The organism is Paenibacillus sp. Dod16, from assembly GCF_049893405.1.
Classification (GTDB): domain Bacteria; phylum Bacillota; class Bacilli; order Paenibacillales; family Paenibacillaceae; genus Paenibacillus_AQ.
Window position 1 is genome coordinate 268,690 of the sequence record NZ_JBNDYG010000001.1, and the last position, 18,017, is coordinate 286,706.

13 protein-coding genes are annotated in these 18,017 nt (G+C 52.6%); 9 read left to right on the forward strand and 4 right to left on the reverse strand.

The window, feature by feature from the left end; all coding sequences use genetic code 11:
• Window positions 1-5 precede the first annotated feature (5 nt).
• Window positions 6-656, reverse strand: a complete 651-nt coding sequence (locus ACPV3A_RS01145) for a response regulator (RefSeq protein WP_426197925.1) — start codon at window positions 654-656, stop codon at window positions 6-8.
• Window positions 657-704: 48 nt separating this feature from the next.
• Complete coding sequence (locus ACPV3A_RS01150; RefSeq protein WP_426197926.1) at window positions 705-1,865, reverse strand: sensor histidine kinase; 1,161 nt, start codon at window positions 1,863-1,865, stop codon at window positions 705-707.
• Window positions 1,866-2,054: 189 nt separating this feature from the next.
• On the opposite strand from ACPV3A_RS01150, the gene ACPV3A_RS01155 reads away from it, so the two are divergent.
• Genes ACPV3A_RS01155 through ACPV3A_RS01165 form a run of 3 tightly spaced genes read left to right on the forward strand, consistent with a single transcriptional unit; the run spans window position 2,055 to window position 5,386 of the window.
• On the forward strand, window positions 2,055-3,002 hold the full coding sequence (locus ACPV3A_RS01155) for an ABC transporter ATP-binding protein (protein WP_426197973.1): 948 nt from the start codon (window positions 2,055-2,057) through the stop codon (window positions 3,000-3,002).
• A 46-nt stretch (window positions 3,003-3,048) separates the two neighbouring features.
• Window positions 3,049-4,230: an ABC transporter permease gene (locus tag ACPV3A_RS01160; protein ID WP_426197927.1), complete on the forward strand. Its 1,182-nt coding sequence runs from the start codon at window positions 3,049-3,051 to the stop codon at window positions 4,228-4,230.
• Entirely contained in the window at window positions 4,223-5,386 is a 1,164-nt protein-coding gene (locus ACPV3A_RS01165) for an ABC transporter permease (RefSeq protein ID WP_426197928.1), read from the forward strand. The genes ACPV3A_RS01160 and ACPV3A_RS01165 overlap by 8 nt, the downstream gene beginning before the upstream one ends.
• 192 nt (window positions 5,387-5,578) lie before the next feature.
• Here ACPV3A_RS01165 and ACPV3A_RS01170 read toward each other — a convergent pair whose 3' ends face one another.
• A complete protein-coding gene (locus tag ACPV3A_RS01170) occupies window positions 5,579-6,403 on the reverse strand; it encodes a flagellar motor protein MotB (RefSeq protein ID WP_426197929.1) in 825 nt (274 codons plus the stop codon).
• Window positions 6,387-7,181 carry a flagellar motor protein gene (locus ACPV3A_RS01175; protein WP_426197930.1) on the reverse strand — a complete coding sequence of 265 codons (795 nt, stop codon included), beginning with the start codon at window positions 7,179-7,181 and terminating at the stop codon, window positions 6,387-6,389. The genes ACPV3A_RS01170 and ACPV3A_RS01175 overlap by 17 nt, the downstream gene beginning before the upstream one ends.
• 302 nt (window positions 7,182-7,483) lie before the next feature.
• On the opposite strand from ACPV3A_RS01175, the gene uvrB reads away from it, so the two are divergent.
• The 6 genes from uvrB (at window position 7,484) to ACPV3A_RS01205 (ending at window position 17,932) form a co-directional block, all read left to right on the forward strand.
• Window positions 7,484-9,475: an excinuclease ABC subunit UvrB gene (gene uvrB, locus ACPV3A_RS01180; protein ID WP_220683721.1), complete on the forward strand. Its 1,992-nt coding sequence runs from the start codon at window positions 7,484-7,486 to the stop codon at window positions 9,473-9,475.
• A 103-nt stretch (window positions 9,476-9,578) separates the two neighbouring features.
• Window positions 9,579-12,446 (forward strand): excinuclease ABC subunit UvrA, encoded by a 2,868-nt coding sequence (uvrA, locus tag ACPV3A_RS01185; RefSeq protein ID WP_194539885.1) that lies wholly within the window; start codon window positions 9,579-9,581, stop codon window positions 12,444-12,446.
• A gap of 257 nt (window positions 12,447-12,703) precedes the next feature.
• A complete protein-coding gene (locus ACPV3A_RS01190; RefSeq protein WP_426197931.1) occupies window positions 12,704-14,206 on the forward strand; it encodes an S-layer homology domain-containing protein in 1,503 nt (500 codons plus the stop codon).
• A 255-nt stretch (window positions 14,207-14,461) separates the two neighbouring features.
• Window positions 14,462-14,671, forward strand: coding sequence for a hypothetical protein (locus ACPV3A_RS01195; protein WP_071219760.1), 210 nt, complete (start codon window positions 14,462-14,464; stop codon window positions 14,669-14,671).
• Window positions 14,672-14,921: 250 nt separating this feature from the next.
• Window positions 14,922-15,998 (forward strand): S1C family serine protease, encoded by a 1,077-nt coding sequence (locus ACPV3A_RS01200; protein WP_220683723.1) that lies wholly within the window; start codon window positions 14,922-14,924, stop codon window positions 15,996-15,998.
• Entirely contained in the window at window positions 15,998-17,932 is a 1,935-nt protein-coding gene (locus ACPV3A_RS01205) for a copper amine oxidase N-terminal domain-containing protein (RefSeq protein ID WP_426197932.1), read from the forward strand. The genes ACPV3A_RS01200 and ACPV3A_RS01205 overlap by 1 nt, the downstream gene beginning before the upstream one ends.
• Window positions 17,933-18,017 lie beyond the last annotated feature (85 nt).

An 18,017-nucleotide genomic window follows, 5' to 3' on the forward strand; every position in this document is an offset into this window, starting at 1 on the left:
TGGAGTTAGCCCTGCACTTTTTTTAAATAAAAAATGGCGATTTGCGTTCGGTCCCGAAGATTGAGCTTTCCCAAGATTTCGGTGACATAGTTTTTGACGGTACCTTCACTTAAATAAAGCTGTCCGGCAATTTCCTTATTGGACAGGCCTTCTGCAATAAGGACGACGACTTTCTTCTCGGTCGGGGTCAGCCCGAATTGTTCCAGCTCAGCGGATTTAGGGGCGGGCTGCGTCGTTGGACGAAGCATGCCGGTCAGCTTGCGCGCGATATCGGGATGAATCAGCATGTTTCCGTCATGCACTGTTTTAATCCCCTGGATGATCCGGTCCGGCGGAATGTTCTTCAGCAGATAACCGCTGGCCCCGTTCCGCAGAGCTTCGACAATATATTCATCATCATCGAAGGTGGTCAGCATAAGCACTCGTACATCCGAGTGACGTTCACGAATCCGCCGCGTTCCCTCCACGCCGTCGCATACCGGCATGCGAATGTCCATGAGCACGACATCGACAGGAAGTCCCTCCTCCAACACAGCCAGGGCATCCTCTCCGTGCTCTGCGACAGCCGTTACTTTGATATCCGGGTCCATCCCCACCAGCAATTTCAAGCTTTCCCGAATGAACGGATCATCATCTACAATTAAAACAGATATCATGGATGTCCACGACCTTTTCGATAAAATAAGATACTGCGTCTTGTTGAATTACATAATCTCACGCTTCCGGTAGACAGGCAGCCGGGTGATGACGGTAAAAGGCACGGTTCTCCGTACCTCCAGCGTTCCACCCACGACTTGGGTTCGTTCGAGCATGCCGCTCATCCCGATACCTTGACGGCTCGGGTCAGCTTGGTCGCCTGTCGGCTCCTGGACTGCACCGTCGTTGGAAACCTCCATCCGGACGTCCAGCTCCCCGTAATGCAGGATGATCTGGACCCGTTTAGCCTCGCCATGGCGGATGGCGTTCGTGATAGCTTCACGGGCATTTTTGTATAACACTACCTGTTGACTGGGATAGAGCGGATAGGGAATGCCCTGCAATATAAGCTCGGTCTCGATCCCGGTCTGTCTGCCTGTCTCCTCCAGGAGCCGATCGAGGGAATAGTCGTCTGTGATCCGCCGGGCCGGATTCATCTGTTTCACGGCCGTTCGCATCTGCTCCATGCTCTCTCCCAGCTGGTCACGGATTTGACGGAGCATATCCATGCCGCGCGCGGAATCATGCGGAACGGTGAGGAGGGCTGCTTCCATCATCATTTTAACGCGAATCAGCCGGTGGCCGATGTCGTCATGCAGCTGGCGGGAGATGCGGTTACGCTCCTCGGCCTGCGCCGCACTCTCTACCTGATGGGCGAATTGCAGCAATTGTCTGCCAGCCTCGTCCTGCTGGAAATGCAGTCTTTTCAGCTCGTCGTATAACTGAATATGATCCGCTTCCTTCTGCTTCATTTCGTGGATGTGGTTGAACGTTACCCCCATGAACAAAAACAACAGATTGGCGGTCGTCAGCAGCAGCGCATCGTAATCGATAATAGCCAAGTTGAGCAGCAGGAGGTGACCGAATGCCGCCCATAGCCTGCCTGGCCGCTCGAACAAGGGCAAATAGACGCATAGGGTGGAGATCGACAGGAACACCATCATGAAGCCGTATTGATGGCATAGCCACAGAGATAGTGGAATTTCCAGCAGAGCGGCTGCCTTCAGATAAGCAGGCGATGGCAAAAAGCGGCTTAGCACCGTAATCGCCAGAAACAGCAATATGTACACCATGTATGCCCCGTAATCATCGAGCTGCTGCAAAAAGATGTCTGCGGCGGCCGGAAGGAGAATGAAGCCATACCTTAGATAGGTGAGTGGGGATGTCACGTGCGATCAAACCCTTTTCCTTAGTGAAATCAAACCGTTCAAACGATTGGCTTCATTATATCACAAGGATGTTTTCGGTAAGGAGATGACTTTCGTCACCCTATAAAGTGACTTCCTCTACCTTAAAAATCCGGCGATTCCAGATAGAATAAAATCAACAAATGGATACGAGAGATTGGAGAAATGGAGATGGTGAAGATGGCGGTCTTTCTGCAGATGAAGGATGTCGTGAAACGATATGGAAACAAGCTGTCGGTGGATCATATGAACCTGGAAGTGAACGAAGGGGAAATCTTTGGGCTTCTGGGACCGAACGGGGCGGGCAAAAGCACGTCCATCAATATGATCTGCGGACTTCTTCCCAAGGATCAGGGCAGCATCAAGGTGGACGGCATCTCGATTGAAGAGCAGCTGCTGGAAGTGAAGCGGAGAATCGGGTTGGTGCCGCAGGATCTGGCTCTGTACGAAGAGATGTCGGCTTGGGACAATGTTGCTTTTTTTGCAAAATTATACGGGCTCCGCGGCCCTCTGCTGAAGGAACGGGTGGAAGAGGCGCTGGAGTTTGTCGGCCTGCAGGATCGGGCGAAGGAAAAGCCGTCCACCTTCTCCGGGGGGATGAAACGAAGACTGAATATTGCATGCTCGATCACGCACCGTCCAAAGCTGATCATTATGGATGAGCCTACGGTGGGAATTGATCCGCAGTCCCGGAATCATATCCTGGAATCCGTGAAGACGCTGAACCGCATGGGCTCTACCGTTATTTATACAAGTCATTACATGGAGGAAGTTGCTGCGATCAGTGATCGGGTGGCCATTATGGATCAAGGCCATGTTATCGCCTGCGGGACGCAGCAGGAGCTTCGGGCACGCGTTGCGCATGAGGAAAAAATCATTCTTACTGCCGATGGGATCACACCGGAACTGGTGGAGGAGCTTACCATTCACCCGCGCGTTCGGCGCGTCACGCAGAATGATAACGAGATCGAAGTTTATGTACCGTCAGCTCAGGATGAGCTGCAGGATATTTTGTTCATCTGCAGTAAACATCATACGACGCTTCGCTCCCTGCAGTGCGAGGAGCCGGGGCTTGAAACGCTGTTTCTCAGCCTGACCGGGCGCACGCTTCGCGATTGATCATAAGGGACACGTGCAGAGGAATCCATAAGGAGGAATACCGAAGATGAATATGATGATTATCGCCTGGTTTGAGCTGAAGCGGATGGCTACCAGCAGAACGGTGCTGATCAACCAGTTTTTGCTGCCGCTCATCCTTATTTTTATATTGGGAAACGCGCTCTCGGGCTGGTTCGGCAATGATCAGGAATTTAAACAGCCATCGGTCAGAGTGGGATTTGTGTTGGATGCTGCGGATGGAGGCCAGCTGCCGGGGAGTATTCAGGCTCTAACCGGCTCGCCGGAGATCCAGGAGATTCTCGTTCATGAGATGGCAGCCAGCCGTGAAGAGGTTGAAGGAAAGCTGCGCTGGGGCGAGGTCGATTACGCGGTGGTGATCCCCGCTTCCTTTGATGAACGGATGGGTCAGGGAGCGGACGTGAAGCTTGAATTGCTGCCCGGAAGAGACCGTAATCTCAACCTGGTGGCAGACACGATCTTTAAGACCTTTATCGCAGATGTCAATCACAAACAGGCTGAGGTTATCGTTATGGGCGGAGATAAAGTTCTTGCGGCTCAAGCGGCAGCACCTGTGGAAACCTCGTCTGGACCGAACGTAACGATCGGGAAACTGGGCGAGAAAGGAGCCACGTATTCAGCAGCCCAATACTACGCTGCCTCCATGCTGATTATGTTTCTGTTGTATTCGGGTCTGATGGCAAGCAGCAGTCTGCTGGGAGAACGGGAAAGCCGGACCTTGTATCGCCTGCAAAGCGCACCCGTCACCCCGGGAACCGTATTTGCCGGTAAAATTATCGGCTGCAGTCTGATCACGCTTGTACAGGCAGCAGCCATTGTGCTTGGTTCCATGTGGCTGTACGGCGTGAAATGGGGGCCCCACCCCCTGCTGCTTATCGTGGTCTGCGTATTAATCACATTATCGTCCATGACCATTGCCACGTTCATCACCCTGGTATCCTCAACGGCGGCAGGAGCCAGGGGGCTGATGCAGGCGATCATTATCGCCATGACATTTGTGAGCGGGGGATTCATGCCGCTTCCCGTGAAATTTTTCCAAAGAATCGCTTCCTTCACCGTCAATCATTGGGCTATGCAGAGCATGCTGCGGATGATGCTGAACAGCGACGTGCATTTGATCGTCACCTGCCTCGGCATGCTAGCGGCCATTACCGCGGCTTTGTCGGCTGCAGCCATGATTACGTACAGAAAGGTGGGATACCATGCATAGCCTAACCATTGCCTGGCATATGGTGCGACGCACGCTGGGGCGAAAAAGAGGCTGGATTGTCTACCTGCTGGTTCCTTGCGTGGTCGTTACCTTGACGGTGTTTCTCTTGGGGCAGACCTCGGCTGCAAGCATCCTGGTCTCATATGTGAATGAAGACGAAGGCCCGGCAGGTCAGTATCTGATGAATGAGCTGGAGCGCAGCGGCCAATACGTACTCAAGGAGTCCGAATCCGAGAATACGCTGAGAGAAGACTTGGTGGAGAATAAAAGCACCGTAGGCGTTTATATACCGGAGGGCTTCAGCGATGGATTGATTGAAGGACAGCGGCCGACGGTTCAGATATACGAGGTCTCAACCTCGGAGGCTTCGGTGATGATACGAATGACGGCAGACTCTGCGGTCACGCGTCTGAGCGGCACAGCTGCTTTGATCCGGGAAACCTCAGAGCCGGATGTTGACCGAATGCTGATGCTGCAGGATGTGCTCAAGCAATCCGCAATGAATCGGGTGGATACGGAGGTCACGGATTTGAATCTGTACGCCAAGCCAGGACTCTCGAACGTAACGGGTTTTACCCTGATGTTCATGATGACCCTCATCTCCAGCGTGGTCTCGATGATGATCGATGACCGCAGGCAGCGAACGCTGTCCCGCATGTACACGGCACCCGTGCGTGCCTATCAGATTGCTTTAGGCAATTTTCTGGGCAGCTTGGTGGTCGGCTCGCTGCAGGTGATCATCGTGCTTGTGCTGAGCCGGTATGTGCTGCGTTACAATTACGGAGTTCCGTTATTACTGCATTTCCTTATTCTGATGGCCTTCATGCTGGTATCGTTAGGCGTGGCAAGCACGGTCGCCGGGTTGATCCGGAACGGGCAGAATGCGGCCATGATCAATTCCATGATCGTCACGCCGACCTGTATGCTGGGCGGGTGCTTCTGGCCGCTTGCCATCATGCCGGAGTTCATGCAGAAAATCGCCAACTTCATCCCGCAAAAATGGGCCATTGAGGCGGTTGAGATAGCGGCCACCGGTGGTACGTTATCCGATATCGCACTGCCGCTGGCCGTTCTCGGCTTGATGGCGGTCATTCTGCTTGCCGTCGGCTCTGCTATCCTGCGGCCAAGCGAGAGCGGAGTTGGGCACGGCGCATAAACGAGTATGCTGGATATCTCGTGGCTCTTAGGAACGTTGTCAGTGATTTTGAAAAAAACCAAAGCGCCCGGCCAGATCTGAATGCATGTCCATTCAGTCTGCCGGGCGCTTATTTACTATAGGTGACGATGGGTTAAGAGTTTTCTAGTAAGGCAAGGCAGGGGAGCGGGTTTAGCCGCATGACGCCTCTTCCTACTCCTTAAGCTGTCGTAGAACGGTAATTTCAACCCGCCGATTCTTCTGCTTGCCTTCGGCAGTCGCATTATCCGCGGCTGGTCTTGTATCGGCATAGCCTGCGTACTGGAAGCCTTCCGGGTCCAGCTTGCTGTTATCGAGGAAGAACCGCAGCACCGACATCGCCCGGGCACCGGAGAGCTCCCAGTTGTCCTTGTAGCTGGAGTAGCGGCCGATCGGCACATTGTCCGTATGCCCCTCGATGCTCACCGTGGTGTTTAAATCGCCGAACAGGCTGGCCAATTTGCCCAGAACCGGAGCGGCTCCGGGTTTAAGCTCGGCTTTGCCGACATCGAACAGGAAGCGGTCGCTTAGCGTAATGGCAATCCCTTGCGGCTCGTCCGCGATGAAGATATCTTCTTCGAGCTGGTTGTCCTTCACGTATTGCTGAATGAGCCCCATAAAGTTCGCCAGCTCTTCCTCCTGGGCACGGAAAGCGAGCTCCCGCTCGGTTAGCGGTTCCGCCGTCGTATCTGCATCCTTCTCCTCGCCACCCTCCTCTTCGGCAGCAGGCTTCGGCGGAGGATTCTTATGGTTCTCCGTATCGGCTGTGCCGGTAATGCCGGAGCCCATCTCCAGGATGCTGTCACCGCTCTGGAAGGTGGCCTGCAGGGATTGGGTGACGAGTTTGTATTTTTCCGTATCGAGCCGGCTCATGGCATACATCACCACAAAAAAGATCAGGAGCAGCGTAATCAGGTCGGCATAGGTGATCATCCAGCGTTCGCGCTGGTCGCCTTCCGCCTGCTTGCGATGACGGCGCCGTCTATTCGGCTGTCTCATGCGCGATCCCCCTTGAGGACGGAATGTCCGTGGTGCCTGCGGAAGCGAAGGAGGCTAGCTTTTTACGAACCAATAGCGGGTGCTCTCCGTTCTGAACAGCCATAATTCCTTCGAGCAGCAGCTCCATATTTGCAATTTCTTCTTCGGAACGTGCTTTAATCTTCGACGCAATGGGCAAAAAGATAATATTGGCACTCGCGACGCCGTATAAAGTGGCGGTAAAARCGACCGCGATCGAAGGTCCGAGACCGGTTGGGTCTTGCAGACTGCCCAGCACGTGGATCAATCCCATGACGGTACCGATGATCCCCATGGTAGGAGCATATCCCCCGGCGGACTCAAAAATTTTGGCATATCCTTCGTGCTTCTGCTCGGCGGCATTGATATCGAGCTCCAGGATTTGACGAACCATTTCCGGGTCGTTGCCGTCCACGACCATCTGCATGCCTTCCCGCAGGAACGGGTCCTCGTGCTCGGCCGAGATGCGCTCCAGCGCCAGCACCCCGTCTCTTCTGGCTGTAACCGACATATCGACAATGGCGTCAATCAGATCGTCCGACGAACGGTTGCTGCGGCCGAAGGCCAGCTTGAGCGCAGCCGGGATGGTGCGGAGCCGGGTAGCAGGGAAACTGACGATGACGGCGGCGATGGTGCCGCCGAATACGATTAGCGCCGCCGCACCTTGCAGCAGGCCGCTCAGATGCCCGCCTTCCCATAAAAACCCTCCGATCAACGCGGCCAAGCCGGCGAGAATGCCAAGAATAATCGTAATATCCATAACGCTGTATCATCTCCTTAAGGAAGTTAATTAACAATCATCGGTTCGCCTCAAGCTTGTCCAACATGGATTCCGGAGCAGCCGGAAGGAAGGAAGCTGAGGCTTGGAACATTCGTGCTGGAACTTATTAAAATTTAATTAAACTGTTTGCATCAAAAAAACGTAAAGGGTATAATGAGACGGGAACAAATATTCTTATTCCTTATGTAGACACCACTAATTTCCCATAGTATATCATCGGGAAGTTTCGACATATCTTTTAGCATGAATTTCATTTTAGAGTATGAGGGTGATGAAGGGCAATGAGCGATTTAGTTGTCAGTACCAAATCCTTTGAGATCCAGTCTGAATTCCAGCCGCAGGGCGATCAGCCCACGGCTATTGATGCGTTGGTCGAAGGACTCCGCCAAGGGAAAAAACATCAGACGCTGCTAGGTGCAACAGGAACGGGGAAGACGTTTACGATCGCGCAGACAATCGCCAAAGTAAACCGTCCCACACTCGTCATTGCACATAACAAGACGCTGGCTGCACAGCTGGCCAGCGAGTTTAAGGAATTCTTCCCGAACAACTCCGTGGATTATTTCGTGAGTTATTACGATTACTATCAGCCGGAAGCTTATATCCCTTCCTCCGATACGTATATCGAGAAGGACTCCAGCATTAATGAAGAGATTGATAAGCTCCGCCACTCTGCAACGAGTTCGTTGTTTGAACGGCGCGATGTCATCATTGTGGCGAGCGTATCCTGCATATATGGCTTGGGTTCGCCGCATGAATACGGCGAAATGCTGCTGTCGCTCCGTGTAGGGATGGAGAAGCCGCGGAATGAGATTCTGTCGCGGCTGGTTGATATCCAGTATCAGCGCAACGATATCAACTTCGTTCGCGGTACCTTCCGCGTTCGTGGGGATGTTATCGAGATTTTCCCTGCCTCGAAGGGGGAGCATGCCGTTCGCGTCGAGCTGTTCGGCGACGAGATTGAGCGGATCACGGAGATCGACGTCTTGACGGGCGAGCTGGTTGGAGAACGCGAGCATATCGCTATCTTCCCGGCGTCTCACTTCGTTACCCGTGAAGAGACGATGCGGGTGGCGCTCGTGAACATCGAACGCGAATTGGAAGAACGCCTTGAGCTGCTGCGCTCGGAAGGCAAGCTGCTGGAAGCGCAGCGACTGGAGCAGCGTACCCGTTATGACATCGAGATGATGAAGGAGGTCGGATTCTGCTCCGGCATCGAGAACTATTCCGGCCCTCTGACCTTCAGGGAGCCTGGGGCTACGCCATATACGCTCCTTGACTACTTCCCGGACGATATGCTGTTTGTCATTGATGAATCGCATGTTACGCTCCCGCAAATCCGAGCGATGTACAACGGTGACCGGGCACGGAAAACCGTGCTGGTCGATCACGGCTTCCGCCTGCCGTCCGCGCTGGATAACCGGCCGCTGAAGTTCGAGGAATTCGAGGAGAAAGTGAACCAGATCATCTATGTGTCGGCCACGCCGGGACCGTATGAGATGGAGCACTGCGATACGATGGTTGAACAGATCATCCGGCCGACAGGCCTGCTCGATCCGATCATCGATGTGCGTCCGACTGAAGGGCAGATCGATGACCTGATTAGCGAGATCCATGACCGCGTGGATCGTGACGAGCGTGTGCTCGTGACGACCCTCACGAAGAAAATGGCCGAGGATCTGACCGATTACCTGAAGGAAATCGGCATCAAGGTTCGTTACATGCACTCCGATATCAAGACGCTGGAACGGATGCAGATTCTACGGGATCTGCGGCTTGGTACATTCCACGTGCTGGTGGGTATTAACCTTCTACGGGAGGGGCTTGACCTTCCGGAGGTTTCCTTGGTAGCGATTCTCGATGCCGACAAGGAAGGCTTCCTCCGTTCGGATCGCTCGCTCATTCAGACGATCGGCCGGGCAGCCCGGAACTCGGAAGGTAAAGTTATCATGTACGGCGATAAGATCACCGACTCGATGGATCGGGCGATCAAGGAAACCGAGCGCCGCCGCAGCATCCAGGTTGCCTACAACGAGAAGCACGGCATAACGCCGCAAACGATCCGCAAGAAGATCCGCGATGTCATCGAAGCAACGAAGGTTGCGGAGGGCAAGGCGGATTATCTGGTGGGCGAAGGACAGAAGATGTCGAAGAAGGATCGTCAGAAACTGATCCAGCGTCTCGAGGCCGAAATGAAGGAAGCAGCGAAGAATTTGCAATTCGAGCGTGCGGCCGAGCTTCGTGATGCGCTGCTGGAGTTGCAAGCCGAATAAATTTGGAGAGATGAATGACAGGGGGGACGGCCTATGCGGTCGTTCTCTTTGTGAAAATATAAGCACCAACATGCATGCCATATGGAGTAGGAGATGATATCGTTTGGCAAGTGAAAATATTGTGATCAAAGGCGCACGTGCACACAATCTGAAAAATATCGACGTCACGATACCGCGTGACAAGTTCGTCGTTCTTACGGGGCTTAGCGGCTCGGGCAAATCCTCTCTCGCATTCGATACGATTTATGCCGAGGGTCAGCGACGTTACGTGGAATCCTTGTCCGCTTATGCACGCCAGTTCCTCGGACAGATGGAGAAACCGGATGTCGATTCCATTGAAGGCCTATCGCCGGCGATATCGATTGACCAGAAAACGACGAGCCGCAACCCGCGCTCTACGGTAGGTACCGTAACGGAAATCTATGATTATCTGCGTCTGCTGTTTGCCCGGGTGGGACATCCGCACTGTCCGGAGCATGGCGTGGAGATTACCTCCCAGACGGTCGAGCAAATGGTAGACCGCATTATGCAGTATCCCGAAAAGACGAGATTGCAAATTCTCGCGCCGGTCATTTCCGGGCGCAAGGGCGAGCATAAGAATCTGTTTGCCGATATTGCGAAACAGGGCTTCGTTCGGGTGCGCGTCGATGGAGAGCTGCGCGATCTGTCGGAAAGTATCGAGCTGGAGAAGAACAAAAAGCATACGATCGAGGTGGTTGTGGACCGGATCGTAGTTAAGGAAGATATAGAGGCACGTCTGGCCGATTCGATTGAGACGGCACTGAACCTGTCAGGCGGTCAGCTCCTGGTTGATATCATGGGTCAGGAGGAGCTGCGGTTCAGCTCCAACTTTGCCTGCCCGATCTGCGGCTTCAGCATGGAAGAACTGACGCCGAGGATGTTCTCCTTCAATACTCCATTCGGAGCTTGTCCGGATTGTGACGGACTTGGCGTCGAGATGATCGTGGATCCGGAGCTGCTTGTACCGGATACGAGCAAAAGCGTGGAGGAAGGCGCCTTCGCTGCATGGAGCGGGGGCACGTCGACTTATTATCCGCAGTTTCTGAAATCGGTCTGCGCACATTTCGGCATTCCGCTGGATAAGCCGGTCAGTACCTTTAGCCAGGAACAGATGAATAAACTGTTGTACGGTACAGGCAATGAGAAGGTTCACTTCCGTTATGAGAATGACTTCGGTCAGCGCAAGGAAGCGCATGTGACCTTCGAAGGCATCATTCCGAACCTGGAACGTCGCTACCGCGATACCAATTCCGAGGGTATTCGCGAATACATCGAAGGTTATATGAGCAGCAAGCCGTGCGATGTTTGTAAAGGTCATCGTCTCCGTAAGGAAAGCCTGGCGGTAACGATCAATGACCGCAACATGGCCTATGTCACCAGCCTGTCGATCGGTGAATCCCTGAAATTCTTCGATCACCTGGAGCTTAGCGAGAAAGAAAAACAGATTGCCAATCTCATTCTGAAGGAGATTCACAGCCGTTTGGGCTTCCTTGTCAATGTGGGCTTGGATTACCTGACACTCAGCCGTTCGGCGGGAACGCTGTCGGGCGGGGAAGCGCAGCGGATCCGGTTAGCTACGCAGATCGGCTCCAGCCTGATGGGCGTGCTGTACATTCTGGACGAGCCCAGCATCGGGCTGCATCAACGGGATAATGACCGCCTGATTTCCACGCTGGAGCATATGCGGAATCTGGGCAATACGCTCATTGTGGTCGAGCATGACGAGGACACGATGATGGCCGCAGATTATATCATCGACATCGGCCCGGGCGCAGGCATTCATGGCGGCCAGGTCATCGCGGAGGGAACGCCGAAGGAGATTATGAACGACCCTAACTCTCTGACGGGCCAGTACCTGAGCGGCCGCAAGTTCATTCCGGTCAGCAGCAAGCGCCGCAAGACCGATGGACGCTGGCTCGAGATTAAAGGCGCGAAAGAGAACAATCTGAAGAATATCAACGTGAAAATTCCGATTGGCGTCTTCACGGCGGTAACCGGCGTGTCCGGTTCAGGCAAGTCTACATTGGTCAACGAGATCCTGTACAAGACGCTCGCTCGTGACTTGAACAGAGCCAAAGTCCGTCCGGGGCAATACCGCGAGATGAAGGGTCTGGAGCATATCGAGAAGGTTATTGACATCGACCAGTCACCGATTGGCCGTACGCCTCGCTCTAACCCAGCGACTTACACGGGCGTCTTCGACGATATCCGGGATATCTATTCCCAGACGAATGAAGCGAAGATTCGCGGATACAAGAAGGGCCGCTTCAGCTTCAATGTGAAGGGTGGACGCTGCGAGGCTTGCCGCGGGGACGGTATCATCAAGATTGAGATGCACTTCCTGCCGGATATCTACGTGCCTTGCGAAGTATGTAAGGGCAAACGCTACAACCGCGAAACGCTGGAAGTTAAATATAAAGGCAAGAACATCGCTGAGGTACTGGAGATGACCGTTGAGAATGCAACGGATTTCTTCCAGAACATTCCGAAGATACACCGGAAGATGCAGACGCTGATGGATGTCGGTCTGGGTTATATTACTTTGGGTCAGCCTGCCACCACGTTGTCCGGTGGTGAAGCCCAGCGCGTGAAGCTGGCTTCCGAGCTGTACCGCCGCAGCACGGGCAAAACGATGTATATTCTGGATGAACCGACCACCGGCCTGCATGTGGACGATATCGACCGTCTGCTCGTTGTCCTTCATCGTCTGGTGGAATCCGGGGAATCCGTCCTTGTCATTGAGCACAATCTCGATGTCATCAAGACAGCAGACTATCTGATCGACCTGGGTCCAGAGGGCGGCAGCGGCGGTGGTACTATCATCGCTACCGGAACGCCTGAGGATTTGGTGAAGGTGCCCGAGTCTTATACAGGGAAGTACCTGAAGCCAATCCTGGAACGCGATACGAAGCGAACTAAGGAATTGAACAAGGTGGAAGCAGCACGTTAACAGCTGCTCCCTCGCTTCTGCTAGGGAGACCGGATGAATTGGCAGTATCTTAAACGAATCTGCTCCATGCTGGAGTGAACTGTGGGTACACAGCTTATTGCATTTCATATTTCAGCAGATGAACAAGGTTAGCGTAATAACAGAGTCCCTGGTTTTATTAACGGGGGCTCTTTTTTTATTTTCATATCATCCTCCAATATCTTCGCATTCCAGGATATGGTATGATCTTGATGATTGCGACAAATTGGAGGGATTGTATGAAGAGGATCACCTGTTCCGTTCTGATTACTCTGGCAGCAAGTGCTTTATACATAAACTCATCCGATAGCGTTCAGGCAGATGATGTTGTACCCGTACCCGTCTCAGATAGGGGGCGCTTCGATGCACAGGAAGCCACTCTCCGGTTAACCGAGGAAGGACTCCATCCCGGTGACGGTAGTGGGGATATCCATTCGAACGCGGCCATCACCCGGCAGGATTTTGTCATAATGATTGTCAAAGCTCTAAACCTTAGCACGGCTGAACGTCCGGAAGTCGCTACCTTCAAGGATGTACCCAACGATCACTATGCTTTCTCCGCCATCGAAGGTGCGGTTCATGCAGGGCTGGTGAAAGGGGTAGGGAACGGTAGGTTTGGACTTGGACAATCGCTGACACGTCAGGATATGGCTGTGCTGTATCAAAGAGCTCTGCAAGGGATTACTGATAACGAAAACTCGGACGCGGAAGCCAAGCAGCTGGAGTTATATGAGGGCTCTTTCAGCCCTTATGCTAAGGAAGCTATCGAACTGGCCATGGAGTTAGGCCTCTTTCAGGAATCGGCAGCCGAGGCTTGGAATCCCAAGGGTATCGTTACTCAGGAAGAAGCGGCTTTGCTTACAGCGAAGTGGTTGAAATCCGTGGAGTATATAAGCTCGGATGCTGCGGAGGATGAGATAGAGACACCACCAGAAAGTGCTCACCCGGTCATCCATGGTATCGTAACCTCATCATCGGGATCAACATCCACAACTCCTTCCGTTCCTGGAACAGCACAGTCCCATGCGGGGACAGAGAACTTGGCATCTCAGCCGGATTTGCCGACAACGGCACCAACTGCTCCGACGGATCTGAAGTTCCGATATGAGAAGGGGCAGATTCAATTAACCTGGACAGCGAAACAAGGGGAAACCTACAATATCTATTACAGCGAGAAGTCCGGGACGGGTTATACATTATTGTCAGACGGAGCGAATGTGAAGTCAGGCAGTTACGCAACATCCGACGTGCGTTTTCAGGAGACGGCCTACTATGTAGTCGAGGCAGTGAACAGTTTCGGCAAGAGTGGTTATTCTAACGAAGTTTCGAGCCGTCCGAATAAAATATCCGGTCTTCAGGCCATCCTAAATGAGGAAGATGAATCCATTGGTTTAACCTGGACAGATGTGCAGGAAGGCGTAATCTATCATGTATACTACATAGGACCTGACGGAGTACTGTATCGTTTGAATGAGGAACCGTTAGTGAGCCGTGCATATCTTATTCCGAACCGCAATATGTTAGTAGGTCCGTCCGGCCGGTATGCGATCCATGTCGTTGCTGTGAACGAATTGAATGTAAGCAGTGAACCGTCCAATGAGGTTGCGCTGGAGGTCAAGAAGGACCCAGAGGATCGGATTACGATCACAGATCCTTCCGTGGCATTGCCAAGTGAAGACTTGGAGGAGGAAGAGGCAGTAGAGCAGGAATCGACTCCTGAGGAGTATGAGTCACAGGAGTGAACGTTTTCTCGATCCTGACCGCAGTCACTTGGATATACGAAGCAGCCTATGCCTGAATCCATAACGCAAGCTTGATTTAACCTCTGCCGTGATGAAAGTCATGCTAATATCTGAAAATTTGGTTAAAAATGAGAAAATTCTATGACTTTTTTTGATTTTTAGGGGCGGAGGGCTTGCATCTGGACGGGCACATGGATAACATAGAAGAAGATATGTAAATTTGCCCGAGAAGAAACCCACGAGGAGGTACGTTTCATGATCCTTGCAGCAGCATCGGATGCGAGCGCGACATTTAAGACATTTGATATTTTCATGATCCTGTTTACGATTCTGATCTTTGTTGGTGTGGTTCGCTTGTTGATGGCCCGCCAAAAAAATAAATTCGCAATCGCTTTCGGTCTCGTCAGCTTATTTGTGTTCTTGTACTCTGACTATGCCATGATTACAGGATGGTTTAACAATTAGGTTGGCCTAGGCACCTTATGTAAAGCGGCTTCATATGACGAATGTAATGAGTTACATACAAACAAGACGCCCGTCCGCTGTTCGCAGTGTGGAGGCGTCTTTTTGTTTCTTCGGGGAAAAGTTACACGGTCCGCAGGAAAAACGTAAAAGAAATAGGTCTAGAAGCAATGGCTACAAATGGAAAAACATGATAAATTGAGGAGTACAGGTTGGCTGGGTAGAGGATGGAACCGGGGGAGGAACAAACGAATTGAAGAATATACAATGGCAAAAACGATCGGCGGCTGTACTGCTGGGGGCCATCATTATGGCGGGAAGCGGCGATGCGGTTATGCATACAGACATTGCGGCTGCAGCAAGCGCTAAACCCAAGAATACATATGAACAACATGCGGTGCCTCAGGTTATCAGCCGGATGTCGCCATCGGTTGTTGGCATTATCGGAAAGGCCGCACAAGGAAGCAGCGAAGTGGATGACAGATACAACCTGGCGCACGGTACGGGGGTGATCTGGAAGTCAGACGGCTGGATTGTCACCAACGCTCATGTAGTGGACGGGCTTACCGGAATCACGGTCGTGACGTCAGACGGCAAATCCTATAAAGCCAAGGGCGTATACAGCGATCCTATGAGTGATATTGCATTAGTCAAAATAAACGCCAAGTCTCTGAAGCCGGCTAAATTTGCCGCATCCGCGCAAAATGCGCTGGTTGGAGAAACGGTGGTCGCCATTGGTACGCCAATCTCTTTCTCGTTACGAAACTCGGCATCCGTGGGTGTGGTTAGCGGCCTGAACCGGAGCGTCGACGGCTCTTATCGCCTGATTCAAACCGATACCGCCATTAACCCGGGTAACAGCGGAGGGCCGCTCGTCAATCTGAAAGGCGAGGTCATTGGCATCAACAGCAAGAAGTTTGCCGCTGTTGGCATCGAGAATATGGGCTTTTCCATTCCTGCGGAAACGGTCCATTATATTGTGGATCACTTATTGGAATATGGAGAGGTTCGAAGAGCCGGCCTAGGGTTGGAACTGGAAGAAAGCTGGTCCGCCATTGTGGGTCTGCCTTCAGACGATCCATTGACCGTTACGAAGGTGCTGTCCGAGCAAGCCCGAAAAGCTGGAATCCAAGAAGATGACGTGTTATATGCAATTAACGGAAAGCGCATCTATTCCGTCGTTGATATCAACGAACGGTTAAAGCCCTTCATTCCAGGCCAGCAGGTCCAGCTGCTGATGCAGCGGGATGGAGATATTGTAAATGTTAAACTGACGCTCAGCCAGGATGATAATCGAGCTGCTTCGTCAAGCGCTGGGGAGGCCGAGTGATGGTGAAGAGAGAAAGAACGAAGTCAAGCCGGCGTTTGCGGCAGATGACAGCTGGAACCTTATCGGCTTTGATGCTATTCACGTCATTATCCCTTCCCGTATGGGGAGATGACGTTGTGCCGGAGAAGCGTATCCTGACCGTGCAAAGCGGCAGCAGCTCAGCTTCGGTCAATGGCACCTCCTATACGATAGCCAAGCCTCAGCTGAAGCAGGGCGTATTGATGGTGCCGCTGGGCGTGTTTAAAAAAGCGTTTGGCAGCGAGATCAAGCTGGAGGGCGAGAACCGGGTTCGACTGCTGCAAGGACCGCATACGGTTGTGCTCGTTATCGACAACAAGACTGCCTGGATTGACGGGAAAAAGGTCCAGCTGCCGGCAGAACCGACGATGGTGTCCGGAACGCTGATGGTACCGCTGCGTCCGGTTGCCGCGGGGATTGGAGCCAAGGTAAGCTCCTCCCAAGGCAAGCTATCCATCAGCCTCATGGTCACGGATAAGGAAGAGAAGCATGACGAGGGCGAGATCAACAATACGACCGGGAAGACTCGAATCGGAAATAGCTATTATGAATGGAGTATGAATTATCCTTCCTGGATGATCGTTGGGAGAGGAACGGACGACGAGAGCGGTGCTGCTTTCAACGATGCTACGGGCCGCTATTATCTTGAGGTTCATGCCTCCTCCCAGAAAGTAAAGCTGAGTCCTGACGATCTGTTAGAACGGCTCCTGAAAGAACTGAGCGATTCCGGAGATGTTGTGCTTCACCAAGAGACGGTCGCAAGCGGAGCTGTGCCGTATGCCAGAGTCATTTCCCGCGATATCGACGGCGTCCTATGGGAAGGCCGGCAGTATTATGCCAATGACCGCGTCTATGAGCTGTATTTTGCCGATGCGGAAGCGGTTCACTATAAAGATATGGACAAGCACGCGAGCTTGCTGGGTTCTTTCAGAACGACCTATCAGGCGGGAGACAAATCATTAAAAGACGTCTCTTCCATCGTAGGTGGGCTCCGCGAAGCAGGAAATGAAGAATACGGCATATGGTTTGGCATTCCTGCAGGCTGGGAGATCAACAACAAGGATATGTTATACGGCAGCGAAGGAGAAGGTTATCTGTCCGTCTCGGTGACATCCGTACCGACAGGGGTTGATGGCACGCTCGCAGCTTGGGGGCAGCGTCTTAAAGACTGGCTGTCGGAATCCTTCGTCCAGGATTCATACGAATACGTGGGACTTACGCCGGTGGAGATCTCGGGCGTCAAAGGGCAGATTCAAGAGGTTCGGTACAACTTCGGAGATAAATGGGTGACGGAATATGAAGTGATGATCCAGAAGAACGGCTACCGCTATTATCTGGAATATGCGGTACCGGATGGCCAAGAGAAGACGGCTGCCAACTGGAAGAAGGTGCTGGAATCGATCGAGATCGATTATGATGTGGTACCGGAGAACTTCGGCCGCATTGGCGAAGAGGGCTACCTGACCGATAAAACCAAGATGCGGAGCAAAAACTCCGAAACGTACCGCTATCATATCGACATTCCAAAATACTGGGAACCGCTGAATGATCAGTTCGAGCAGGGAATGGTCGAATATGGATTTGCCGGAGGCGGGTTTGAAATTAATGCACAGAAGGATACATCCGCAGACTTCATCGTCAGCAACCTGAAGCGTTATTATAATGAAGCCAGCACGGCTTCAGGGACGACGGTGAAATTACTTGGCGTGGATAACATCACGTTTGCCGGTGTGCCTGCCGTGTCGTTCAAGGTGCATCAGGTGAAGAACGGCGTTGGCTTTACCACCCAGGAGATCGTCTTTGAAAGCGGAAATATCGCGTACACGATTACGACGACGTTGAATGATGCCAATGCGACGGACATGCAGCAAGCCGCTTTGGAGCGTGCGCTGTCCTCGTTTGAGCTGGTGAAGTAGTCCGAAGGATGGAATATAAAACGCATATCACATTTTAGTGGGCAATCATATTTTTGATAACGCGGATAGCTGTCCTGCTGCATCC